This is a genomic window from Pseudomonas sp. MH9.2, from assembly GCF_034353875.1.
Taxonomy (GTDB): Bacteria; Pseudomonadota; Gammaproteobacteria; order Pseudomonadales; family Pseudomonadaceae; genus Aquipseudomonas.
The window spans coordinates 5085376-5108313 of record NZ_CP133784.1; the positions used below are offsets into that span (position 1 = coordinate 5085376).

21 protein-coding genes are annotated in these 22938 nt (G+C 60.4%); 5 read left to right on the top strand and 16 right to left on the bottom strand.

Going from position 1 to position 22938, the window contains the following annotated elements:
* The 13 genes from RHM55_RS23445 to bkdR all read right to left on the bottom strand — a co-directional run bounded on the left by RHM55_RS23445 (window position 1) and on the right by bkdR (window position 13532).
* The gene (locus RHM55_RS23445; RefSeq protein ID WP_322178544.1) at window positions 1-843 is read right to left on the bottom strand and encodes a hydrogenase expression/formation protein; all 843 of its coding nucleotides are present in this window, start codon (window positions 841-843) and stop codon (window positions 1-3) included.
* 14 nt (window positions 844-857) lie between these two features.
* The gene (locus RHM55_RS23450) at window positions 858-1340 is read right to left on the bottom strand and encodes a hydrogenase (RefSeq protein ID WP_322178545.1); all 483 of its coding nucleotides are present in this window, start codon (window positions 1338-1340) and stop codon (window positions 858-860) included.
* The gene (gene hypC / locus RHM55_RS23455) at window positions 1337-1696 is read right to left on the bottom strand and encodes a HypC/HybG/HupF family hydrogenase formation chaperone (RefSeq protein WP_322178546.1); all 360 of its coding nucleotides are present in this window, start codon (window positions 1694-1696) and stop codon (window positions 1337-1339) included. The genes RHM55_RS23450 and hypC overlap by 4 nt, the downstream gene beginning before the upstream one ends.
* A 1-nt stretch (window position 1697) precedes the next feature.
* Window positions 1698-2333: a HyaD/HybD family hydrogenase maturation endopeptidase gene (locus tag RHM55_RS23460; RefSeq protein WP_322178547.1), complete on the bottom strand. Its 636-nt coding sequence runs from the start codon at window positions 2331-2333 to the stop codon at window positions 1698-1700.
* A 20-nt stretch (window positions 2334-2353) separates the two neighbouring features.
* Window positions 2354-3037: a Ni/Fe-hydrogenase, b-type cytochrome subunit gene (gene cybH, locus RHM55_RS23465; RefSeq protein WP_322178548.1), complete on the bottom strand. Its 684-nt coding sequence runs from the start codon at window positions 3035-3037 to the stop codon at window positions 2354-2356.
* Window positions 3038-3093: 56 nt separating this feature from the next.
* A complete protein-coding gene (locus RHM55_RS23470; RefSeq protein WP_219063220.1) occupies window positions 3094-4950 on the bottom strand; it encodes a nickel-dependent hydrogenase large subunit in 1857 nt (618 codons plus the stop codon).
* A 6-nt stretch (window positions 4951-4956) separates the two neighbouring features.
* Window positions 4957-6036: a hydrogenase small subunit gene (locus RHM55_RS23475; RefSeq protein WP_219063252.1), complete on the bottom strand. Its 1080-nt coding sequence runs from the start codon at window positions 6034-6036 to the stop codon at window positions 4957-4959.
* 340 nt (window positions 6037-6376) lie between these two features.
* Entirely contained in the window at window positions 6377-7447 is a 1071-nt protein-coding gene (locus RHM55_RS23480) for a HoxN/HupN/NixA family nickel/cobalt transporter (RefSeq protein ID WP_322178549.1), read from the bottom strand.
* A gap of 179 nt (window positions 7448-7626) precedes the next feature.
* Window positions 7627-8952: an ATP-binding protein gene (locus RHM55_RS23485; RefSeq protein WP_322178550.1), complete on the bottom strand. Its 1326-nt coding sequence runs from the start codon at window positions 8950-8952 to the stop codon at window positions 7627-7629.
* Window positions 8953-8966: 14 nt separating this feature from the next.
* Window positions 8967-10424: a nickel-dependent hydrogenase large subunit gene (locus RHM55_RS23490; protein ID WP_322178551.1), complete on the bottom strand. Its 1458-nt coding sequence runs from the start codon at window positions 10422-10424 to the stop codon at window positions 8967-8969.
* A 9-nt stretch (window positions 10425-10433) separates the two neighbouring features.
* Window positions 10434-11441: a HupU protein gene (locus tag RHM55_RS23495; protein ID WP_322178552.1), complete on the bottom strand. Its 1008-nt coding sequence runs from the start codon at window positions 11439-11441 to the stop codon at window positions 10434-10436.
* On the bottom strand, window positions 11441-12904 hold the full coding sequence (locus RHM55_RS23500; RefSeq protein ID WP_322178553.1) for a sigma-54 dependent transcriptional regulator: 1464 nt from the start codon (window positions 12902-12904) through the stop codon (window positions 11441-11443). Before RHM55_RS23500 ends, RHM55_RS23495 begins: the two co-directional genes overlap by 1 nt.
* Before the next feature lie 139 nt (window positions 12905-13043).
* A complete protein-coding gene (gene bkdR, locus RHM55_RS23505) occupies window positions 13044-13532 on the bottom strand; it encodes a Bkd operon transcriptional regulator BkdR (RefSeq protein WP_322178554.1) in 489 nt (162 codons plus the stop codon).
* Between the two features lie 209 nt (window positions 13533-13741).
* Between bkdR and RHM55_RS23510 the strand changes: the two genes are divergently transcribed.
* The 4 genes from RHM55_RS23510 to lpdA are packed head-to-tail and all read left to right on the top strand — an operon-like array spanning window position 13742 to window position 18718.
* Complete coding sequence (locus RHM55_RS23510; protein ID WP_322178555.1) at window positions 13742-14974, top strand: 3-methyl-2-oxobutanoate dehydrogenase (2-methylpropanoyl-transferring) subunit alpha; 1233 nt, start codon at window positions 13742-13744, stop codon at window positions 14972-14974.
* 1 nt (window position 14975) lies between these two features.
* Window positions 14976-16034 carry an alpha-ketoacid dehydrogenase subunit beta gene (locus tag RHM55_RS23515; protein ID WP_322178556.1) on the top strand — a complete coding sequence of 353 codons (1059 nt, stop codon included), beginning with the start codon at window positions 14976-14978 and terminating at the stop codon, window positions 16032-16034.
* A complete protein-coding gene (locus tag RHM55_RS23520) occupies window positions 16035-17324 on the top strand; it encodes a dihydrolipoamide acetyltransferase family protein (protein WP_322178557.1) in 1290 nt (429 codons plus the stop codon). It begins immediately after the preceding gene.
* 2 nt (window positions 17325-17326) lie between these two features.
* Window positions 17327-18718 (top strand): dihydrolipoyl dehydrogenase, encoded by a 1392-nt coding sequence (lpdA, locus tag RHM55_RS23525; RefSeq protein ID WP_322178558.1) that lies wholly within the window; start codon window positions 17327-17329, stop codon window positions 18716-18718.
* Between the two features lie 97 nt (window positions 18719-18815).
* Here the strand turns inward: lpdA and RHM55_RS23530 are convergent, their stop codons facing one another.
* Together RHM55_RS23530 and RHM55_RS23535 are read right to left on the bottom strand one after the other, a co-directional pair.
* Window positions 18816-20033, bottom strand: a complete 1218-nt coding sequence (locus RHM55_RS23530; RefSeq protein ID WP_322178559.1) for an MFS transporter — start codon at window positions 20031-20033, stop codon at window positions 18816-18818.
* Between the two features lie 324 nt (window positions 20034-20357).
* A complete protein-coding gene (locus RHM55_RS23535) occupies window positions 20358-21260 on the bottom strand; it encodes a formate/nitrite transporter family protein (protein WP_322178560.1) in 903 nt (300 codons plus the stop codon).
* Window positions 21261-21412: 152 nt separating this feature from the next.
* Between RHM55_RS23535 and RHM55_RS23540 the strand changes: the two genes are divergently transcribed.
* Window positions 21413-21895: a GNAT family N-acetyltransferase gene (locus tag RHM55_RS23540; RefSeq protein WP_322178561.1), complete on the top strand. Its 483-nt coding sequence runs from the start codon at window positions 21413-21415 to the stop codon at window positions 21893-21895.
* A 31-nt stretch (window positions 21896-21926) separates the two neighbouring features.
* Here the strand turns inward: RHM55_RS23540 and RHM55_RS23545 are convergent, their stop codons facing one another.
* A complete protein-coding gene (locus RHM55_RS23545) occupies window positions 21927-22892 on the bottom strand; it encodes a D-2-hydroxyacid dehydrogenase family protein (protein WP_322178562.1) in 966 nt (321 codons plus the stop codon).
* Window positions 22893-22938 lie beyond the last annotated feature (46 nt).

Genomic DNA, 22938 nt, shown 5'->3' on the forward strand with positions numbered 1-22938 from the left:
TTACTGCCCTTCGAACCATTGGATGACATCCTCGAAGCGTTCCAGCGAATCGCTGAGGTCTTCCGGCGCAGCACAAATCACTTCTGGCAAGTCGGTGATCTCGATGGTGTCGAGGATTTGCGCGTCCTGGGAATTGAAGTAGGTGACGCGCCAGCAATTGTGCACCAGTGTGCTGCTGATCCGGCAATTGCCGTAACCGCGAGCCAGTGCCCGCACCGGGCCGACCGGCAAATAAGCGTCGAGGAAGGCAATGTCTTGTTCGGACAGCGGCAGCAGTGTCAGGTTGATCACGTGCGCGGGGCTACCGGTTTGCCAGTGCCGGGTCTGGTCTTCCACCTCGGTGAGAATCGCCGGAGCGTTCATCACGCCAGGCGGTAGTTGTGACGGCAGGTCAAACGCGGCTGGTCGGGCCGCGGCATGGGCGGTAGTGCGCAGTTGCACAGGTGCGGCGCCGACTTCGACATAGTCGTGGCCCTCACCGTAAATTCGCCAGACCCCGGCGAAGATCGATTCCTGGATGCGCAACGGGGTTTGCACGACAACGCGTACGCTGACTTCGCCCTCACCGAGCAGTTGATCGAGCAGCGTGCGGTCGCCGGCTTCAAGTCCGCTGAGGTCGAGGCTCCGGGTCACTTCACCGCGATTGCAGGTGTGGAGCATTTGCAGCAGGTCCTGCAAGGCTTGGCGGGCGCCTGGCAGCGTGTCCAATTCTTCCGGTTCGGGCAGTATCGGGGCGCTGTGGGTGTACATACCTTGCGGCATGCTGATGTATTCGAGGACCTCGTCTTCCACTTGAGAGCCTGGGCCTAGATCGACCACCGGGATGTACATTTGCGGGGCCATGGGCGTTCCTCTGTTCACTGGCAGCCGCCGGTAGCGCCGCTGGGCGTTTCGGCGAACAAGGGGATGCGGGCGTTGCTCAGGTTCAAGGCCTTGTCGGCCAGGCTGAGGTATTCGTCCCAGTCATGCATGCCGTCGATGGTGGTGACGTAGCCACCGTCGCGCAGCCAGACTAGGGTTGGCCAGCGACGCAGGGCAAAGCGTGCCGCGATGGCTTCTTCCTCGGCGCGATGAACCACGCCCAACCGCAGGGTGCAGCCATGGCGCCTGGCAACTTCCTGGCGCAGTTCGGGCAACACCACCGCCACATCCAGGGATTCAGGGTGGCGCACCGGGTCACCGCACAGCAGTAACAGACAGTCACCGCTTTCAGCGAGCCAGGCGTCGAGGTTGTCGCTGCCAATCCAGGTGGCATCGAATTGCTCTACCAGACGGGTGATCAGTGGCGGGATAGCAGGGGTGGCGGGAATGGGCGCCATGAAGGCGGCGGATTCACTCATATGGGTTCCTTGAGGTTAGGCCGCGTACGCGCAGCAACGGGTGGCATCTGGCCCAGCAGGGCGGCGAGCTGTTCGGTGTTCATCGCGGAGGGCAGACTGAAACCGGGCGCGCTGTCGGGTGTTGGCGGGGTGCCGTACAGCGCGGCTTCGAGCATGGCGAGGGTCGAGTCGATCTCCGCTGCCCGTCGTGCATCGAGGTGTTCGCGCGCTGCGTCGAGGAAGATCAGCAACCAGTCACCGACGGTGCAGGTATCGACCAGCGCCGTATCGATGAGCCGTTCCTCGCCGTGGCGGTTACGGCACAGCGCTGAACCAGGGTTTACGGCAACCACTTGCATGGGCAGTCCGATGCACATATCAGGTGCGCCTGGCGAGGATGCGTTCGTCACCGATCCGGCAGGCGGTCTGCGCGGATGGACGCTCGCCTTCGTAGCGTTGCAATTCCAGGTGCGGCAGGGTCACAGCGTCGTCCCCGTTAAGCGGCGAAGCACGTTTGCGCGGCTCGGCACCCCAGGTTTCAAGCACCCGAACGGCTTCGTCCAGCGCGCCTTCCATGGCTGCCTTGACGCTGGGTCGTAAGCTGCCGCCATAGTCCATCATCTGCTCTGGCTGGCAACCAATCAGCAGGACTCGTTGAGGATAGTGAGCAGTCAGTTGGGCCAGCATCAGCACTTCCTGAAAGCCGGTCTGGTGCAGACTGAGCTTTTTGATCCCGAGAAACTTGGGCACTTCGTCATCGGCGATGAATTTCAATTCACCGGGGGCGAGGTTGTAGTCGACGGCGTCGAAAATCAGCAGGTAATCGGCTTCCTGTACATGCTGGATAAGGTACAGACCCTGGGTGCCGCCATCGATCAGCGCGACGTTGTCGGCGAACTCATAGCGTTGCTGCAATGCCTCGACACAGCGCACGCCGAAGCCTTCGTCGGCCCACAGCAGGTTGCCGATTCCCAATACGGTGATGCGCGGACGGGGCGATTCTGAGGTGTTCATGTGCGACTCTGTCGGTGTGTTCATTTTTTGAAGGTCTTGTAGCCGGAGATCATCCCGCCGATCAGGCTGAGGCGACCGTTGATTTCTTCGCGCACAGCGGCGTACACATGCAGGATGATGAACACCACGATGACCCACATGCCCACGTGATGCAGGGTGTGGACTTGTTGGGATTGCCCTAGCAGTGGCAGTACCCAGCCGAACATTCGTTCCTGCCATGAGCCCATTTGCGAGCCTTCGCCGTAGAGGGCGAAACCGGTCAGCACCATGAACAGCGAGCTCAGCAGGAAGACGAAAAACATCGCGAAGCGCGACAGTGGGTTGTGCCCGAATGTGGGCTCCGGCGTAGGGCCAATGAACAGGTAATAGCGCAGCCAACTGAGGAAATCGGTCCAGTAGGCTTTGCTCAACACCGGAACCGAGAACAGCTCGCGGGCGTGATGGTTGCCCACCAGCGCCCAATAGGCGCGGCCCAGGATACCGATGGCAAACACATACCCTGCGCTGAAGTGCGCAAAACGGATGTAGCCCATCAGGAAGTGTGCGCTGGCCTCGCCTGGCTGGGTGGCCAATGGGGAGCCGATCAAGTACCCGGTTACCGCCAGTACCAGAATGCAGGCGGCGTTGATCCAATGCCACAGGCGCACAGGTGCCTCGTAAACGTACTCCGGCAGGCCCATGGGTGTTTCGGTCTGGAGGGTCATATCTTCACCTTTGGAAGGGCAGGTGCCTTTTCGCACCTGCCGGATGCCTTGATTACTCAGCTCACCTTGACGGTGCTCAGCTCTGCGCCGTCCTCGCTCATCACGTGGGTCGCGCAGGCCATGCAAGGGTCGAAGGAGTGCAGGGTGCGCAGGATTTCCACTGGCTGATCGGGAATGGCCACGGGGGTGTTCATCAAGGCGGCTTCGAAAGCCCCGATCTGTCCCTTGGCGTCACGCGGGCTGCCGTTCCAGGTGCTCGGCACGACGCACTGGTAGTTTTCGATGCGACCGTCCTTGATGCGTATCCAGTGGCCCAGCGCGCCACGCGGTGCGGCGACGATGCCGACACCTTTGGCTTCGGACGGCCAGGTGGCAGGGTCCCATTTCTCGACGTTGGCGGTGGAACGGTCGCCGTTGCGGATGTTGGTCATCAGCTCGTTCCAGTCGTCGACCATCATCTCCGCGCAGTATTCGGCCTCCAGCGCGCGGGTCAGGGTGCGGCCGATGGTACTCGGCAACAATATCTTGGCGCTGTAGTCGGTCTCAGGCATGCCGAGGGTCTTGGGCAGGCTGTGGTTGACCGCCTGCAACGCGCCCTCAAGTTGCTCTTTGACTCGCTGACAGTGCGGGTTGCCTTTGAGTGCGTGGGCATACCCAAGGATGTAGCGAGCCAGTGGCCCGACCTCCATGGCATGCCCACGCCAGCGAGGCGATTTGACCCAAGAGTACTTCGCGCTTTCGTCGACTTCTTCGATGGCGGTGCGAGTGCCCTTGGTCTTCGCACCCAACTCGTAATTGGCCTCGGTGATGCCGTCCCACGGGTGCAGGCCTTTATCGTTGTCCGGGTAGTTGTACCAAGAGTGGGTGACGAACTCCTGCACTTGCTCCGGATCGCGAGGATCAACCGGAAGGATCTCGTCCCAGTTGCCATTGAGAATCGCGCCGCCCGGCAACTGGTTGGTACTGTCGTCGTAATTGACCTTGGCGTAAGTGCCATAGTCCATCACGTTGGTCGCGGCCAGACCGCCGCCATGCAGCCAGCCTTTCTGTTTGTAGATGGTGCCGATGGCCAGCACGTCCGGTACATAAACGTTGCGGCAGAAGGTCAGCGCTTCATCGATGCGGGCGCGGACGAAGTTCAGCCGTTCCATGTTCAGCGGGGCACCGGCGGCTAGATCGCCGTCGATATTGATCGCGCAGGGCACGCCGCCCACCAGGTAGTTCGGGTGCGGGTTCTTGCCACCGAAAATGGTGTGGATCTTCACCCATTCTTTTTGCAGGTCGAGGGCTTCGAGGTAATGGGTGACCGCCATCAGGTTGGCTTCCGGCGGCAATTGGTAGGCAGGGTTGCCCCAATAGCCATTCATGAACGGCCCGAGTTGGCCGCTTTCGAAAAACTTCTTCAGCCGATTCTGTACGTCGCGGAAATAGCCGGGCGACGACAACGGGTGAGACGGCGAGACCTGTTGCTGCAATTCCGAAGTACGCTTGGGGTCCGCCTTGAGTGCGGACACCACGTCAACCCAATCCAGCGCATGCAGGTGATAGAAGTGCACTGCGTGGTCGTGGATCTGCAGGGTCTTGGCCATCATTTCGCGTATCAGGTGCGCGTTCGGCGGAATGCGGATGCCCAGTGCATCTTCGACTGAACGTACCGAGGCCAGCGCGTGGCAGCCGGTGCACACGCCGCAGATGCGCTCGACGAACGCCCAGGCGTCACGCGGGTCGCGGCCCTTGAGAATGACTTCGAGGCCGCGCCACATGGTGCCGGTGGAGACCGCGTTGCGAATGATGTTGTTGGCGTCGAGGTTGACCTCTACGCGCATATGGCCTTCGATGCGAGTGACAGGGTCAACGACGATGCGTCGGCCAGTGTTGTTCAGGTCGAAACCCTGGGTCGAATAGTTGCTCATCGATGGTTATTCCTGTCTTGTCGCTGGGGCGTCATGCGGTGCAGTGGGCGTTTTGCCGTTGCTGGCGCGTTTGAGGGCGGTCACTGCGGCATGGGCAGTGACCGCAGCGCCGACCGTGACACCTGCGGCAAGACCGATTTGATCGGCATTGGCCTCCACACCAAAGGCGTTGACGTCAGTCAGGTGTTGGTAGAACGAACCTTTGTCCCAGAACCCTTCCTCGGAACAGCCAATACAGCCGTGCCCGGATTGAATCGGGAAGCTGGTGCCGCCATTCCAGCGCACGGTCGAGCAGGCGTTGTAGGTGGTCGGGCCCTTGCAGCCTACTTTGTAAAGGCAGTAGCCCTTGCGTGCGGCATCATCGTCCCAGGCCTCGACGAACTGGCCGGCGTCGAAGTTCGGACGGCGATAGCACTTGTCGTGGATACGCTGGCTGTAAAACATTTTCGGCCGACCCTGACGGTCCAGTTCAGGCAAACGGTCGAAGGTCAGCATGTAGGTGATCACCCCGGTCATGACTTCGGCGATCGGCGGGCAACCCGGCACTTTGATAATCGGTTTGTCGGTGATGACCTTGTGGATCGGCACCGCTTGGGTCGGGTTGGGTTTGGCCGCTTGCACGCAGCCCCAACTGGCGCAGGAGCCCCAGGAAATGATCGCCTTGGCATCGCGGGAAACGCGCTTCAATTGTTCGATGAACGGCTTGCCACCGATGATGCAGCTCATGCCGTCCTGATTCAGCGGCGGGTTGCCCTCAACGGCGAGGATGTAGTTGCCTTTGTATTTGGTCATGACCTCGTCGAGGATGGCTTCGGCCTGGTGCCCGGCCGCAGCCATCAGGGTGTCGTCGTAATCCAGGGAGATCATCGACAGCACCACGTCCTTGGCCAGCGGGTGCGCGGAGCGGATGAACGACTCGGAACAACAGGTGCATTCCAGGCCATGCAGCCAGAGCACCGGCGTGCGCGGCTTGTTCTCCATCGCCCAGGCGATTTTGGGCATGAACGCCGGGCCGAGCCCCAGTGACGTCGCGGTTAGGGAGCAGAACTTGAGAAAGCTCCGACGTGAGATGCCCTGTCTGCGCATCACTTCATAAAATGTTTCGGTCACCTGTTTTCTCCTCCCCAGGAATATTCTTCGAGTGGGGTTGCACGCCACGTACTGAAAGTAATGCCTGGTAACTACAAGACCTGTGCCATTTCGTCGCGGTCTTGCCGGGTAGCGCTTAATTTCATGTATGCGGTTGTTTTTTAAGGAGTTTTTAATCGTATTCGAGCGTTGCGCTTTAGGGTCGAACGCGCAGTAGTGGATACTTGGTTTCCACTGGTCTTCTTTACTGGTAACGGGCTGATCGGTGAGGGCAGCGCTGTCGCTCAGCCAACGCTGCCCCGAAGGCTCCGACCTGTTTGTCAGGCGGGGACCCGCTTTAAGCCGCAGGGTAGTCGAGGTCCAGCCGGTCGTAGCCTTTAAGACGGTAGAACAGCAGGGAGAGGGTCCACGTGAGGATGAAGAGCCCGATGATCAGGTAGCCGATCAAGCCGAAGTCGTCGTTCAGGGACGCGATAACGTCCCATGCGCCACCTTCCAGACCCAGGCGCGAGGCAATCAGGTGCAGCACTTCCAGGCCACCCACCAGCAGCGCCACCAACACCGAGACCGAGGTGATGGTCAGGTTGTAGTAGAGCTTGCGCGCAGGTTTGATCAGCGCCCAGTGGTAGGCGCCGGTCATCATCACGCTGTCGGCGGTATCGACCAGCGCCATGCCAGCGGTGAACAGCGCGGGGAAGACCAGGATCGACCAGATGGGCAAGTCCTGCGAAGCCTGTGCCGCTGAAATGCCCAGCAAACCTATTTCCGTGGCGGTATCGAAGCCCAGGCCAAACAGAAAGCCTAGTGGGTAAAGGTGCCAGCTGCGGCTGATCAGGCCGAACAGTGGGCGTACCAGTCGCGCAATCAGGCCGCCGCCCGCCAGCATTGCATTCATCTCTTGTTCGCCGACCCGCTCGCCGCGCCGAACCCGGCGAAAAGCCAGGTACACCGAGCGCAGGATGATCAGGTTTATCAGCGCCACCAATAGAAGGAAGACGGCGGAAACCGAGGTGCCAATCAGGCCACCGATACCGTGGAACGCCTCAATGTCCGCCTTGAACGTCGAGGCGGTCAAGGCGATGACCAAGGTCGCGAGGATCACGATGGTGCTGTGTCCCAAGGAAAAGAACAGGCCCACGGTGGCGGTCTGTTGACCCTCTTGAATCAGCTTGCGAGTGACATTATCGATGGCGGCGATATGGTCCGCATCGACGGCATGACGCAGGCCGAAGCTGTAGGCGAGGAACGCGGTGCCGAGCAGCAACGGGTAGTCGCGGAAGGCAATGAAGGCCCAGAGCCAGGCCATAAGATTGACGGCGAGCAGGCCACCGAAAATCATCACCACGTGGCGCTTGAAGATCAAAGGTGCCGCGCTTTTGGCGGTTCCGGCGGCGTTGGATACAGGCATGGGTACTCCGCAAGGAAGGGGGGCTGGCTGGAAATCAAAGAGAATGTCATACAAACCCTGTGCCAGCCCTGTTCGAAAGCGCTGCAGCCGTGTTTGTGTGCCGTGCGCTGGACACTGTTCTTGCACTGTTCGTGGGTAAACGGATACTCGCTTTGCAGTGGCGCTAGGCGCGTCTGCGCTTAGTCAGCGGACTGGCTGGGGATGATCAGGGTGAACTCGGCCCCGCCTTTAGGATGATTGCCTGCGATCAGACGGCCACCGCAGCGTTCGACAATGCTGTAGCTGATCGACAGCCCCAGGCCTGTGCCCTTGCCAACCGGTTTGGTGCTGAAGAAGGGGTCGAACACTTGGGTCAGATGTTCTGCGGCAATGCCGCTGCCGTTGTCGCGCAGGCGCAGGGTGACCCAGCCGGGTTCCTGTTCGACGCTTATCCACACTTCCGGTGTTTCGCGCTCGGCAGCCTGGGCGGCGTCGTAGGCGTTTTGCATCAGGTTCATCAGCACTTGCAGCAACTGCCCGCTGTTGCCGTGCACACAAGGTGCACCTTCGGGGTGCCAGTGCACGCGCAGATCTGGTGCGATGCCGCGGGTGATCCAGTGAATGGCCCGCTCGATTACTTCGTTCAGCGCAACCTCGCCCAGCGTCTCGCGATCCACCGCCGAAAAGCGCTTCAGCGCGCTGACAATGTCGGCGGTCCGTTGCGCGCCTTCCAGCGTACCTTCGATCAGCGACGGCAGGTCGGCCAGCAGTGGGTCAATGCGCAACTGTCGGCGCAGGGCTTCACGTATTTCCCGTGGTTCGTCGGCGTTGACCGCCTCCAGATACTGCTCAAGACGCTCTCGGTAACCCCCCAGAACATGGGCATTGGCGAGTACGAAGCTGATCGGGTTGTTCAGTTCGTGGGCGACCCCGGCGACCAACCGACCGAGGGAGGCCATTTTCTCCGCATGCAGCAGTTGTTGCTGGGTGCGCTTAAGGGCTTCGTGGGCTTCGTGCAACTGGCGGTAGGCGTGTTTCAGCTCACCCAGCGGGCGCCCCACCAGCACGTGACCGATGCAGCGTCCGTTGCCAGTACTGCGCACGGTGCAACTGATATCCACTGGCACCGGCGCGCCGAGGCCGTCTTTGAAATTCAGTTCGAGGCTGGCGCTGGCATTGGGTCTGCGCAGGCCGGCCAATGTCTTGCGCAGCTGTTCGTCACTTCGCGCGTCGGCCAGCAAGGCGTAGACCGGGCTGCCGAGGAGTGTCTGTTCGTCGCGTCCTACCAGCGTGCGCAGGGCATTGTTGGATTCTTCGATGCGTCCGTCCGGGTCGCAGGCCAGTAGCACGTCGGACATGGACGACAGCAGCCCGGCGATGAATTGCTGCGACTGCTCCAGCTCGGCATTTTTTTCTTCCAGGGCGATTTCGTCCTGCACCAGCTGTGAATAGACTTCATCCATCTTGCCGATCACTTCCAGCCAGGCGTCCTCGTCGAGGTTGCCGGGCGCTGCTTTGCGCGCCATGACGTTCTCCAGGTTCAATGCACCGTGCAAACCATGCACGGGTCGAAAGAACGAACGATATGCTGCACCGCAACCGGCGTTTTCTCGCCGGGCAGCACGGGTGCGCCCTCCAGGGCTTGCTCCAGTGCACCGGGTCGACCCTGAGCGTCACGCGGGGAAAAATTCCAGGTGGTCGGCGCGATGATCTGGTAGCTGGCGATGCGTCCGTGCTCGACCCGAAGCCAATGGCCGAGGGCGCCGCGCGCCGCTTCAGTGAGGCCCACGGCGCTGCCGTTGTCGGGCAGTTCTGCGGCGCGATAATAGGGTTCGCCGGGGCGCAGGGCCATCAGCCACTGCTCCATCAGCGGCACTACACGGGCCAGTTCCACCAGCCGAGCCAGTACACGGGTGTAGACGGTTGCCCCGCAGCGGGCGACAGCGTCGCGCAGCAACGGTTGACCCGCGATCAGTTGACGGGCCAAGGCGCCGGTTTCGAGCACGGCGCCTGCCAGTCGTGGGGCCTTGTTCCAGGTATAGGCGGCAAGTTTTTCTGCCAGCGGCTCGGTTTGGCCTTGGGCCGGATGCAGCGGGCCGCCGCTGTCATCCAGCCAGGCGTGGGCGGCGTCCTCGCTGATATCCGCCAGCTCCAGGCTTTCTACCCGCTGCTTAGCAGCGTTCCACAGGCCTTGTGGGAACACCATATGTCCGTCGGGCTGCGGATAGGCGCCATAGGACAGGTAGAGCCCCGGTCCCGGACCGAGATGCTCCAGACCGCTGTCCAGCGTGATATCGAGGAACTGGCGCAGATCGCCTTGGCCTGGCGCTTCTGCCTGCCAGGCCCAAAGTTCGTTTTCGCTGCCAAGCCCGACGATGCGCTCCAGTGGGGTGGCGAACAGCTCGGTTTCGAGAAATTGGCGGAACTCGCGCACCCGTGTCAGCAAACGCAGGCGTTCGGCCGCATCAATGGCACGGGTCGAGCCGCCGGGCTGGATGGAGCCAGTGTGCGGCCACTTTCCGCCCAGGGTGCCGATCAGATCCAGCCAGCGTTTGCGGGCGGACACCGCCAGACGTTGCTGGCTGCCCTGGCCCGGCGTAAAGCGCGCCTGAGCCGCCGCGTACCACGGTCGTTCTGCATACGCCGGGCGCACGAAGTCGGGCATGAAAAATAAATAGAAATGAGTCAGGTGGTCAGCGAGGTTCTCTGTCGCCGCCATGAGATTAATCGTCAGCAGACCGTTGTCAGGCGGTTGCACGCCAGCCAGTGAGGCCAGTGCACGGGCGGCGGCAATCGACTGCGATACCGAGCAAATCCCACAGATACGTGGGGCATAGACCAGCGCATCAAGCGGGGCGTGTTGTAGCAGTATTTGCTCGAAGCCGCGAAACATGGTGGCGTTGACCTGCGCCGAACGCACGCGGCCGTCTTCCACCTCAAGCTGCACTTCGAGGTCACCTTCGACACGATTGAAAGGACCCACCACCAGACGTGACATAAGGCTTTCCTAACGCCGTGGGATAAGCACAACGGGCGCGATGAGTTGATGGTCGGACGTGGCGTTCTGCTTGACCCGCTTGGGCGTTGCCGATTTGGACAGCGCTGACAGGGCGACAAACCAGGCTTTGGGCATGTCGGTTGGCAGGCCGATGGGAATGCCTGCCACCTTGGGCGTGAGGTTGAACGCATGCCCCGGTTCTTCGAAACCAGGGGCGGTGCAGTTGATGCAGGCATAGCCGCCACGGGTGCAGGAGCCTTCGCCGTTCCACAAGCGCGTATTGCAATCAGCGTGGGCCTGGGTGCCCTTGCAGCCGAGGTTTTCCATCATGCAGCCGAGGTCCGAAGGTTTCTCGGCGCTGGCCTTGTATTCGTAGAACTCGTTACGCGTGCAGCCGTGGTGAACCAACTGATCGGCGTAGAAGCGCGGCCGCCCCAGGATGTCCAGGTCGGGCTCGGCGAACAGGCCGGCGGCCAGTGACATGAGGGTGTCGGTGACCCAGCCAGGGTGAGTCGGGCATCCGGCAACGTTGATCACCGGCAGGCCGCGACGTGAACGGTAATCGGCACCCAGCAAGCCGCCCAGGCGATGGCCGTCGTATTGCAAGCCGCAGGCGTCCGTCGGGTTATTACCGGCAGCGGTGATGCCGCCATACGCGGCGCAGGTACCGATGCCCAAGGTGTATTCGGCTACTTCGGCCAGGTCCCGAACCCAGTCGATCATTGCCCGACCCGTGCCGGCCAGCATGTGAAAGCGCCCGGTGCCGTTGGGGCCGCGAAGCATGGAGCCTTCGATACACAGCGCGTCGAGACGGGTACGTCCCTGCAAGCAGTCGTTGAGGATACTGACCATTTCGTCGCCGGTTTCCAGCGACAGCGACGGGTGCCAGAGCAGTTCGATTCCGGCACTGCGCCACATGCCTGCGAAGTCCTGAGTGTCGGCGCACAGCAGCGACATCGTGCAGCCCCCACAGCCACCCGATTGCAGCCAAAGCACGTTGAACGCGTTGTCTTTCATCAGGACTCCTCCAAACCGAAGCGGCGCAGTTTCTGCCGCAAGCCTACGCGGGACAGGCCCAACTCACGGGCCGCGTGGGTCTTGTTCCAGCGATGACGCAACAGCGACTCTTTTAACAGGGTTGCCTCGATGGCGTCGAGTTGCTCTTGCAATGTCCCGCTTGGGCTTGAGGTCGGTGTACTGGTGGACAGGGCAAGTCTGGCCTGGCCTTGCAATACGCGCCAGGAGAAGGCCCGCGCGTTGATTTGCGCGCCATCGGACAAGGCGGCGGCGCGGTAAATCTCGTTGCGCAGTTCGCGGATATTACCGGGCCAGGAATAGCCGATCAGGCTGGCCAAGGCATCGTTGGCGAAGTTCAATTCGGGCAGATCGAGTTCCTGGCGGGCGTCATCCAGCAACTTGTTGGCAATCGGTAATACGTCAGCGCTGCGTTCGCGCAGTGGCGGCAGCGCCAGGCTGACGCCCGCCAGCCGGTAATAAAGATCGCTACGGAAACGTCCGGCGCGCACGTCCTCTTCAAGGTCGCGGTGGGTCGCGGCAATGACCCGAACGTCGACTCGCACTGTGCTGGACGCGCCGACCGGACGCAGCTCGCCTTCTTGCAGAACCCGCAATAACTTGACCTGAAACGCCGGTGAGGTATCACCGATCTCGTCGAGCAGCAGGGTGCCGCCGTTTGCCCTCTGGAACAGGCCGATGTGATCCTGGTGGGCGCCGGTGAAGGCGCCACGCTTGTGACCGAAAAGCTCGGACTCAAGCAGGGTGTCGGGCAGCGCCGCGCAGTTCTCCATGACAAACGCGTTGGCCGCTCGCGGGCTGGCATAGTGAATGCCGCGAGCCAGCAGTTCCTTGCCGGTGCCCGACTCACCCAGCAGCAGCACTGGAAGGTCGTAGCGGGCAACGCGCGCGGCCATTTCACAGAGCGCATCCAGCGGTCCGCCAACGGCGCGCACAATGCGTGAAAAGTCGAAGGTTTCACGGACCCTGGAAAGGGTCTCCTGGTTGCGCCGTCGCAACACTGGCGTGCCGGCGCGCAGCTCCAGATCCAGTCGTTGCATATGATTTTGTAGGGCCTGGCTTTCCACCGCGTTGCGTACGGTGCTCAGCAAGTGCTCCGGTAACCAGGGTTTGAGCAGATACTGATAGATCCCGGCGAGGTTGATGCCGTTGATGATGTCTTCCGAATCGGTGTAGCCGGAAAGAACAATACGCACGACTTCCGGCCAGCGCTCGCGAGCTTCCTGGAGGAACTCGATGCCACTCATGCCGGGCATGCGCTGGTCGCAGATAATCACCGAGACCGGGTGCTCTTCGAGCAGCTTGCGGGCCTCGATCGCCGAGTCGGCCAGGAGCACTTCAAACTCTTGATTCAGCACCCGACACAGCGACTCCCGCGAGCGCAACTCGTCATCGACAACAAGAATTGTCGGCAAGTCGGGTTGGGTATCGGACGTCGAGGTCATGGGCAAAAAAAGAAGAGAAGAGAAGATTTCACGACGATGCCAGACGGCTGCGAATGAGGGGCGATAGTAACACGGCCGTGGCTGACGGGCGGTTCGTTTGCAGCGGGTCAGACGCTGACAAGCGTCCGTACCAGGCTCACTAACGCTCCAGACTCAGCCCATTGGCTGGCAATGGCAACGCCGTTTTGTAGCGCACCTGCTTGAGCGCGAAGTTGGAGCGAATGTTGGCCACTCCTGGCACTTTGGTCAGGAAATCCAGCAAAAAACGCTCCAGTGCCTGAATGGTCGGCACCAGCACCCGGATCAAATAATCTGGGTCGCCCGCCATCAAATAGCACTCCATCACTTCGGGACGATTGGCGATGGCCTCTTCGAACTCGTGCAAGGCTTCCTCAACCTGCTTTTCCAGGCTGACATGGATAAACACGTTGACGTGCAGTCCTAATAGTTCCGGGTCCAGCAGGGTGACTTGTTGCCGGATGAGCCCCAGGTCTTCCATCGCCTTGACCCGATTGAAGCAGGGGGTAGGGGAGAGATTGACGGAGCGTGCGAGGTCGGCATTGGTGATTCTGGCATTCTCTTGAAGACTGTTGAGAATCCCTATGTCAGTACGATCAAGCTTTCTCATGAGACAAATACGCCTGTTTATTCTATTTATTCAGAATAAATATCTTTAAATGGCTCCGCACGCAACGAAGTTGAGAAAAATATTCTCCACGCTCAGGCCTATGATTTGTGTAGGACAAGATTTTCCAAAGGGGATATCGGCGTCCAATGATTGAACAAGCTCCAGCGCCCAACAAAAACACATGACAAAAGCGAGCGTAGAGAAAGCCCATGAACGAATACGAACCCCTGCGCCTGCACGTTCCTGAACCTTCTGGCCGTCCAGGCTGTAAAACCGATTTTTCGTACCTGCATCTGAACGATGCCGGTCTCGTCCGCAAGCCCCCGATTGATGTCGAACCGTCCGATACCGCTGACCTCGCCAAAGGCCTGATTCGGGTGCTCGACGATCAAGGTCAGGCACTCGGCCCATGGGCTGAAGGCGTTTCTGTCGAAATCCTGCGTAAAGGCATGCGTGCCATGCTCAAGACGCGGATTTTCGACAACCGCATGGTCGTTGCCCAGCGCCAGAAGAAAATGTCGTTCTACATGCAGAGTCTTGGCGAAGAGGCCATTGGCAGCGCCCAGGCTTTGGCATTGAACGTAACCGACATGTGTTTTCCAACCTATCGTCAGCAAAGCATCCTGATGGCCCGCGAAGTGCCGTTGGTGGATCTGATTTGCCAACTGCTGTCCAACGAACGCGACCCCCTCAAAGGACGGCAGCTGCCGATCATGTACTCAGTACGTGACTTCGGATTTTTCTCCATCTCCGGCAATCTGGCCACCCAATTCGTCCAGGCGGTTGGCTGGGGCATGGCGTCGGCGATCAAGGGCGATACTAAAATCGCGTCGGCCTGGATCGGCGATGGCGCCACCGCCGAATCGGATTTCCACACCGCCCTCACGTTCGCCCACGTCTACCGTGCGCCAGTAATCCTCAACGTGGTCAACAATCAATGGGCCATCTCTACCTTCCAGGCCATTGCCGGCGGCGAAGCAACGACTTTTGCCGGTCGCGGTGTGGGCTGCGGTATTGCCTCGTTGCGGGTGGATGGCAACGATTTCGTGGCGGTCTACGCGGCCTCGGCCTGGGCGGCTGAACGCGCACGACGCAACCTGGGCCCGACTCTGATCGAGTGGGTGACCTACCGTGCCGGCCCGCACTCGACGTCGGATGATCCGTCCAAATACCGTCCGGCCGATGACTGGAGTCACTTCCCGTTGGGCGACCCGATCATGCGCCTCAAGCAACACCTGATCCGCATCGGCCAATGGTCCGAAGAGGAGCACGCGGCCACCAGCGCCGAGCTCGAAGCCGAAATCATCGCTGCGCAGAAAGAAGCCGAACGCTACGGCACCTTGGCGGGCGGGCAAATGCCCAGCGCCGCGACCATCTTCGAAGACGTCTATAAAGAGATGCCGGAGCACCTACGCCTGCAGCGCCAGCAACTGGGGATCTGACATGAACGATCACAACAATAATATTCAGTTGGAAACCGCCATGACCACAACCACCATGACCATGATCCAGGCCTTGCGCTCGGCCATGGACATCATGCTTGAGCGTGACAATAACGTGGTTGTGTTCGGCCAGGACGTGGGCTATTTCGGCGGCGTTTTTCGCTGCACCGAAGGCCTGCAAGGCAAATATGGCACCTCGCGAGTGTTCGATGCGCCGATCTCCGAAAGCGGGATCGTCGGCGTCGCGGTGGGCATGGGGGCTTACGGATTGCGGCCAGTGGTCGAGATTCAGTTCGCCGATTACGTTTACCCGGCGTCGGATCAGATCATTTCTGAAGCCGCACGTTTGCGCTATCGCTCGGCCGGCGAGTTCACCGCCCCATTGACCCTGCGCATGCCCTGCGGTGGCGGCATTTATGGCGGTCAGACTCACAGCCAAAGCATTGAGGCGATGTTCACCCAAGTCTGCGGTTTGCGCACGGTCATGCCGTCCAACCCCTATGACGCCAAGGGCCTGTTGATCGCCTCCATCGAGAATGATGATCCGGTGATTTTTCTTGAACCCAAACGCCTGTATAACGGCCCGTTCGATGGTCACCACGACCGCCCGGTAACGCCGTGGTCGAAACACCCGGCGAGTGCCGTGCCTGACGGTTATTACAAAGTGCCGCTGGACGTGGCGGCGATTGCCCGCCCCGGCAACGACGTCACCGTGCTGACCTATGGCACCACTGTGTATGTGTCTCAAGTGGCGGCCGAGGAAACCGGCATTGACGCTGAAGTCATCGATCTGCGCAGCCTCTGGCCGCTGGACCTGGAAACCATTGTCAATTCGGTGAAGAAAACCGGTCGCTGTGTGGTGGTTCACGAAGCCACGCGCACCTGCGGCTTTGGCGCTGAACTGGTGGCGTTGGTGCAAGAACACTGCTTCCACTATCTGGAAGCACCTATCGAGCGCGTCACCGGATGGGATACCCCTTATCCTCATGCTCAAGAGTGGGCGTATTTCCCCGGTCCATCCCGAGTGGGTGCGGCTTTGAAACGGGTCATGGAGGTCTGAATGGGCACGCACGTTATTAAAATGCCGGACATTGGTGAAGGCATTGCAGAAGTTGAATTGTCTCAGTGGCACGTCAAGGTCGGCGATATGGTCGTTGAAGACCAGGTGCTGGCCGATGTCATGACCGACAAGGCGATGGTCGATATCCCGTCCCCGGTACATGGCAAGGTGATCGCCCTCGGCGGGCAGCCCGGTGAAGTCATGGCCGTAGGCAGTGAGCTGATTCGGATCGAAGTCGAAGGCGCCGGTAACCTCAAGGAGACCGCCTCGGGTGCCGTGGCCGAATCCGCCCGTGAGCCCGTGCTTGTCGCCCCGCCCAAGGTCGATGTCAGCGTCGTGGCTGAAGCCAAACCTCAAGCCGCGCCTGTCCCCGGTGTAAAACGCTCGCTGGAAGCCCGGTCTACTCGGCAGGCCAATGATCGTCCGTTAGCCTCGCCAGCCGTGCGCAAGCGTGCCCTGGATGCCGGTATTGAATTGCGTTTTGTGCAGGGCAGTGGTCCGGCCGGCATTATTCGGCATGAAGATCTGGACGCGTATATCGAGCAGAGCCAGCAGGCCAGTGCAGCCCCCGCAGCCGCTTACGCCGAGCGCAATGACGAACAGCAGATCCCGGTGATCGGCCTGCGGCGAAAAATCGCCCAACGTATGCAAGACGCCACCCGCCGTGCGGCGCACTTCAGTTATGTCGAAGAAGTGGACGTCACCGCGCTCGAAGAACTGCGTGTCCACCTCAACGAAAAATGGGGCGCCAGTCGCGGCAAACTGACGTTGTTGCCATTTCTTGTACGCGCCATGGTGGTGGCCCTGCGCGACTTCCCGCAGATCAACGCTCGCTACGACGATGAAGCGCAAATCATCACTCGTCACGGCGCGGTGCATGTCGGTGTTGCGACCCAAAGCGATAACGGTCTGATGGTGCCGGTAATCCGTCACGCCGAAGCCCGCAGTCTGTGGGCCAACGCTGAGGAGATCTCCCGGCTCGCCAGCGCTGCACGTACAGGCAAAGCCAGTCGCGACGAGATGTCCGGCTCCACGATTACCTTGACCAGCCTCGGCGCATTGGGCGGCATTGTCAGTACGCCGGTACTTAATCTGCCGGAAGTGGCCATCGTCGGGGTCAATCGCATCGTCGAGCGGCCAATGGTGATTAAAGGCCAGATCGTGATTCGAAAAATGATGAACCTCTCCAGCTCCTTCGACCATCGCGTGGTCGATGGCATGGACGCGGCGCAATTCATCCAGGCCATTCGCGGCTTGCTCGAACAACCCGCCACCCTGTTTGTGGAGTAATCATGCAGCAGACTCTGAGCACCACCTTGCTGATCATCGGCGGCGGCCCCGGCGGTTATGTCGCGGCGATCCGTGCCGGGCAGTTGGGCATACCGACTATTTTGATCGAAGGCCAGACACTGGGTGGCACCTGCCTGAACGTCGGCTGCATACCGTCCAAGGCGCTGATCCACGTCGCGGAACAGTTCCATCAGACCACGCGCTTCAGTCAAGGCTCGGCGCTGGGTATCAGTGTCCAGCCGCCCACCCTGGACATTGGCCAAAGCGTGAACTGGAAGAACGGCATCGTTGACCGCTTGACCTCGGGCGTCGCGGCGTTGCTGAAGAAAAACAAGGTTCAGGTCATTCACGGCTGGGCGCGGATCATTGACGGCAAGACCGTCGAGGTTGAAGGCGCTGGCATGCGTATTCAGTGCGAGCACCTGCTGCTGGCCACCGGATCGACCTCGGTCAATCTGCCGATGCTGCCCCTCGGTGGGCCGATCATTTCGTCCACTGAAGCGCTGACACCCAGCGCCATCCCCAAGCGTTTGATCGTGGTCGGTGCCGGTTATATTGGCCTGGAGTTGGGCATTGCCTACAGCAAGCTGGGCGCGGACGTCAGCGTGGTCGAGGCTCGCGACCGGATCTTGCCGGCTTACGATCAGGAACTGACCCAGCCGATTGCCGAGACCCTGAAAACCCTGGGTGTGAAGCTGTACCTGCAACACAGCGTCGAAGGTTTCGACCCCGTCACGCAGACCTTGCAGGTGCGTAATCCAGAGGGCGAGACCCTCGAGCTGGAAGCTGATCAGGTGTTGGTCGCTGTCGGTCGTCGTCCGCACACCCAAGGCTGGAACCTTGAAGCCCTGGCGTTGGACATGAACGGCGCGGCGATCAAGATCGACGAGCGTTGCCAGACCAGCATGCGTAATGTCTGGGCCATTGGCGACTTGGCGGGGGAGCCGATGCTCGCTCACCGCGCCATGGCTCAAGGCGAAATGGTCGCGGAGCTGGTCGCGGGCAAACACCGAGAGTTCAATCCGCTGGCGATTGCCGCCGTGTGCTTTACCGACCCGGAGCTGGTGGTGGTCGGCAAGACGCCTCAGGAGGCCAAGGCCGAAGGACTGGACGTGCTGGTCGCCAACTTCCCGTTCGCTGCCAACGGCCGGGCGATGACCCTGGAATCGAAAAGCGGTTTCGTGCGGGTGGTCGCGCGAAGTGACAATCACCTGATTCTCGGCTGGCAAGCCGTCGGGGTCGGCGTGTCGGAACTGTCTACGGCCTTTGCCCAATCCCTGGAAATGGGCGCTCGCCTGGAAGACATCGCAGGCACCATCCACGCCCACCCGACACTCGGCGAAGCGGTTCAGGAAGCGGCGCTACGTGCGCTGGGGCATGCGTTGCATCTCTGACGATCTGAACCTGTGGGGCACCCCGGCACGCGCAGTGTAGTGCGCGAAGGCATTCGAGCCGGGCGGCCCTCATGTTCCGGACGGGTCAATGCGCTGATCAGTCAGCGATGACAGCGTCGTGCCGTTCGCCTGCAGCGTCTTTCAGAAAACTGAGCAACGCAACCACCGGGAACGCGCTGCCGGCAACGACGATCCATAGCCAGCCGCCGCGGTCGTACAGCACGCTGGCAATCGCCGAACCGAAGGCCCCTCCGATGAAAATACTGGTCATGTACAGCGCATTCAGGCGGCTGCGGCTGGCGGCATCCAGGGCGTAGACCGCACGCTGCCCCAACACCATGTTCATCTGCACGCAGAAGTCCAGGACCACACCGGTCACGGCCAGTCCGATCACGCTGTAAATCGGGTGAATCAGCGCCGGCAAGAAACTCAACGCAGCCAGAACCAATGCCCCGAGGCTGGCAATGCGGGTGTGTCCGGCATCGGCCAGACGCCCACTGATGGGCGCTGCGATCGCGCCGATGGCACCGACCAGCGCGAACAAGGCGATCTGTGTCTGCGACAGGCCATGGTTGCGTGCCAGCTCCAGCGGTACGGCGGTCCAGAACAAGCTGAACGCAGCAAACATCAGCCCTTGGTAGAACGCCCGCTGACGTAAAACTGGTTGCGTACGCAGCAAGGTCCACAGTGAAAACAGCAGTTGCCCGTACGAGGCGCTATGGTCAGGTTGGCGTTTGGGCATGGTGGTGGCGAGCACCACACTGATGATCATCATTAGTACCGATGCCGAGACAAACACCGCGCGCCAGCCGAAGTGGTCGGCGATTACGCTGGACAGTGGCCGCGCCAGCAGAATCCCCAGCAGTAACCCGCCCATGATCCCGCCAACGACCCGCCCCCGAGATTCCTCAGGTGCTAGATGCGCCGCCAGCGGAATCAGGATTTGCACCGACACTGAACTGAACCCCACCAACAACGACGCGAGCAAAAACACATTCGGTTGTTGACTGAACGCTGCGCCCAACAAGCTGATGATGGCCAACAGGGAGGTCATGATCATCAACCGTCGGTTCTCCAGCAGGTCGCCCAACGGCACCAGGAAGAACAGCCCAAGCGCGTAGCCGATCTGAGTCAGCGACACGATCACGCTGGCCATGGTGCTGGACAGGCCGATGTCGGGCGCAATCAGCTCGATGATTGGTTGGGCGTAATAGATATTGCCGACAATAGCGCCACAGCAAAACGCGAACAGCATTACCATGCCTCGCGTCATAGTGGGGGCCTCGGCGTGGCGGGTTTGGGTCGTGGTACTCATAAGAAAAGCGTTCTCGGGCGGACAAGTGAACCAAACACGCCTGCAACATGCGCGCGAAAGGCTGTCTGGTAATAGATTGCGCGCAGGCTAATTGTTCTGCCGCGAGGTGAGAAGGGGGGTGAGGGTGATAGCGACTATTCCTGAAAATAATGATGGGGTGCTTACCCTTTATTTCCGCCTTCCAACTCAATGTCCAACCGCTTCAACCTTGAAGCCAGGGTTGTAGGTTTAAGCCCCAACAGCTCCGCCGCGCCGCCTTTGCCGAACAGTTTTCCGTTGGCGGCGTTGAGGCGCGACGCTCCGTTTCCAGATAGGCGCGCGCTCTTATCCGCGCTTTATCTCTTCATTCTTGTGTTTGTCAGGCTGACCCAGGTCCTTGCTTCCTCGTTGCTTGGGTGGACCGCTTTCGCTGCGGATTTGGGCATGGCTGATCAGGGCGAAAATAAAACTGCCGCCGATAATGTTGCCAGCCAGGGTCGGCCCGGCAAAGGTCAGCCAGAAGTCTTTCCACGGCAGTTGGCCGGCGAACACCAGGTATGAAACCTCGGCCGAACCGACGACGATGTGGGTGAAATCGCCCAGCGCCATCAGGTAGGTGATGAGGAGGATGATCCAGATTTTTGCGCTCTCCATGGACGGGATCATCCAGACCATGGTGGCGATCATCCAGCCGGAAATGATGCCCTTGGAGAACATCTGGCTGACGTTGTTTTCCATGACCTTACGGCCAATATCGAGAAACGCTGCATCGGTTTTTGCATCGAAAATCGGCAAGTGCAGCATGACGTAGGCCACCAACAGGGTGCCGGTCAGGTTGCCGATCAATACCACGCCCCACAAACGCAAGAGCCGGCCGAAGTTGCCCAGCGTTGGTTTGGTCATCACCGGCAGCACGGCGGTCAGGGTGTTTTCGGTGAACAACTGCTGACGTGCCAGAATTACCGCAAGAAACCCCGCCGAATAACCCAGGCTGGCGATTACTTTGCTGGTATCGCCTTCGGGCAGTCGAGCATCGAGCAGGCCCATGGCCATCAGCGATAAGCCCATGGTCAGACCAGCAGCGAGGGCCGACCACCAAAGAGCGGCGATGCTGCGCTCAAGCTCCTGATCACCCTGGAGGCGAATGGTTTCGTGCAGCACGGCGGCACGTGGGGGCTGGTTTTTGTCGACCTCTCTTTCTTCTTCAGCGGACAGACCAGGGGTCTTGCCATCTTTTTCACTGTCCATAAGCGCCTCGGGTCGAATTTAGTAATGTCGCTAAGTCGTGCATCGAATGCTGCACGGCACTGATGGTTGAGACACAATTCGCTGCTGAGCGTTCGCCCTCCGGGGTGAGAGCATTTCGTTAAGTAAAACCGTTCAAATTCAGGAGCGTGACCGTGAGCATCCATATCCGCGAAGCGACCAGGGCCGATGCCAGGGTTATTCTGGGTTTTATCACCGAACTGGCGATCTACGAAAAGGCCGAGCATGAAGTGTTGGCCAGTGTGGCGGACATCGAGCGCAGCCTGTTTGACGAGCCGTCGCCAGCACGGGCGCTGATCTGCCTGCAGAATGATGAACCGATTGGTTTCGCCGTGTACTTCTTGAGCTATTCCACTTGGCAGGGGCGCAAGGGTTTGTACCTGGAAGACCTGTTCATCTCGGCCAGCCATCGCGGCGGCGGGGCGGGCAAGAAAATGCTCCGGCATCTGGCGAAGCTGGCATACGACAGCGGTTGTGGTCGTTTCGAATGGAGCGTGCTGGACTGGAACACACCGGCTATCGATTTTTATAAAGCCATCGGCGCCGCGCCGCAGGATGAGTGGGTGCGCTACCGGCTGGACGGCGAAACCCTGAAGAGCTTTGCGTTAGGCGAGTAGGTGCTGCGCACGCTTGCCCCGCCGGTCATGATCAGCCAAGCACCCGAATCGGTGTGCCACCGTGCCATGCCTGGATGTCTTCGATCATTTGGCTGAAGAATGTCCGGTAGTTGTTCTCGGTGACATAACCGATGTGTGGTGTCGCCAGCACGTTGTCCATGTGCCGGAATGGATGGTCAGCGGGCAGGGGTTCAGGTTCGTAGACATCCAGAGCCGCTCCGGCGATTCGGCGTTGTTGCAGTGCATTGATCAATGCCGCTTCGTCGATGATCGGGCCGCGTGCGGTGTTGATCAGGTACGCGGAGGGCTTCATCCAGCTCAGTGCCTGTGCATCGACCATCCCGCGACTGCGGTCGCTGAGCACCAGGTGCACCGACAATACATCCGCCTGTTCAAACAGCGCTTGCTTGCTGACGTACGTCACGCCCGATTCCGCGGCACGCTCGGGCGTGAGGTTTTCGCTCCAGGCGATCACCCGCATGCCAAAGGCCTGGCCATAGCGTGCAATCCAATTACCAATGCTGCCCAGACCGAGAATCCCCAAGGTCTTGCCGTATAAATCGCCGCCCAGGCCGATCTGCCAGCCGCCGTCGCGCAATGAGTTGGCTTCGCCCACCAGATTGCGGGTAATTCCCATGATCAAGGCCCAGGTCATTTCCGGGGCGGCATGCTTGTAGCTGTCAGTGCCGCACACCTGAATGCCTAGTCGTGCAGCCGCCGGAAGGTCGATTGCGGCATTGCGCATGCCACCGGTGACCAACAATTTCAGGCGCGGCAACTGGCTCAATAAGGCTTCGTTGAACAGGGTGCGCTCACGCATGACACACACCACGTCAAACGACTCCAGGCGCGCCACCATGCTGGCGGTATCTGCCGGGAACTCGTGCAGAAAACTGACTTCGCCGATCAGGTCGAGAACGGTCCAGTCCACCACGTTACTCGCCACCGACTGCCAGTCATCGAGCACGGCGATCTGTAAGAGGGAATGTTCAGCCATTGTGGTTTTCCTCGCCAAAAACACAGTGAAATTATTCGTGAGACTA

Bases quoted from the DNA above. Each gene is read 5' to 3' on its own strand.
- RHM55_RS23445 (WP_322178544.1), bottom strand. From the start codon at position 843: ATGGCCCCGCAAATGTACATCCCGGTGGTCGATCTAGGCCCAGGCTCT.
- RHM55_RS23450 (WP_322178545.1), bottom strand. From the start codon at position 1,340: ATGAGTGAATCCGCCGCCTTCATGGCGCCCATTCCCGCCACCCCTGCT.
- hypC (WP_322178546.1), bottom strand. From the start codon at position 1,696: ATGTGCATCGGACTGCCCATGCAAGTGGTTGCCGTAAACCCTGGTTCA.
- RHM55_RS23460 (WP_322178547.1), bottom strand. From the start codon at position 2,333: ATGAACACCTCAGAATCGCCCCGTCCGCGCATCACCGTATTGGGAATC.
- cybH (WP_322178548.1), bottom strand. From the start codon at position 3,037: ATGACCCTCCAGACCGAAACACCCATGGGCCTGCCGGAGTACGTTTAC.
- RHM55_RS23470 (WP_219063220.1), bottom strand. From the start codon at position 4,950: ATGAGCAACTATTCGACCCAGGGTTTCGACCTGAACAACACTGGCCGA.
- RHM55_RS23475 (WP_219063252.1), bottom strand. From the start codon at position 6,036: ATGCGCAGACAGGGCATCTCACGTCGGAGCTTTCTCAAGTTCTGCTCC.
- RHM55_RS23480 (WP_322178549.1), bottom strand. From the start codon at position 7,447: ATGCCTGTATCCAACGCCGCCGGAACCGCCAAAAGCGCGGCACCTTTG.
- RHM55_RS23485 (WP_322178550.1), bottom strand. From the start codon at position 8,952: ATGGCGCGCAAAGCAGCGCCCGGCAACCTCGACGAGGACGCCTGGCTG.
- RHM55_RS23490 (WP_322178551.1), bottom strand. From the start codon at position 10,424: ATGTCACGTCTGGTGGTGGGTCCTTTCAATCGTGTCGAAGGTGACCTC.
- RHM55_RS23495 (WP_322178552.1), bottom strand. From the start codon at position 11,441: ATGAAAGACAACGCGTTCAACGTGCTTTGGCTGCAATCGGGTGGCTGT.
- RHM55_RS23500 (WP_322178553.1), bottom strand. From the start codon at position 12,904: ATGACCTCGACGTCCGATACCCAACCCGACTTGCCGACAATTCTTGTT.
- bkdR (WP_322178554.1), bottom strand. From the start codon at position 13,532: ATGAGAAAGCTTGATCGTACTGACATAGGGATTCTCAACAGTCTTCAA.
- RHM55_RS23510 (WP_322178555.1), top strand. From the start codon at position 13,742: ATGAACGAATACGAACCCCTGCGCCTGCACGTTCCTGAACCTTCTGGC.
- RHM55_RS23515 (WP_322178556.1), top strand. From the start codon at position 14,976: ATGAACGATCACAACAATAATATTCAGTTGGAAACCGCCATGACCACA.
- RHM55_RS23520 (WP_322178557.1), top strand. From the start codon at position 16,035: ATGGGCACGCACGTTATTAAAATGCCGGACATTGGTGAAGGCATTGCA.
- lpdA (WP_322178558.1), top strand. From the start codon at position 17,327: ATGCAGCAGACTCTGAGCACCACCTTGCTGATCATCGGCGGCGGCCCC.
- RHM55_RS23530 (WP_322178559.1), bottom strand. From the start codon at position 20,033: ATGAGTACCACGACCCAAACCCGCCACGCCGAGGCCCCCACTATGACG.
- RHM55_RS23535 (WP_322178560.1), bottom strand. From the start codon at position 21,260: ATGGACAGTGAAAAAGATGGCAAGACCCCTGGTCTGTCCGCTGAAGAA.
- RHM55_RS23545 (WP_322178562.1), bottom strand. From the start codon at position 22,892: ATGGCTGAACATTCCCTCTTACAGATCGCCGTGCTCGATGACTGGCAG.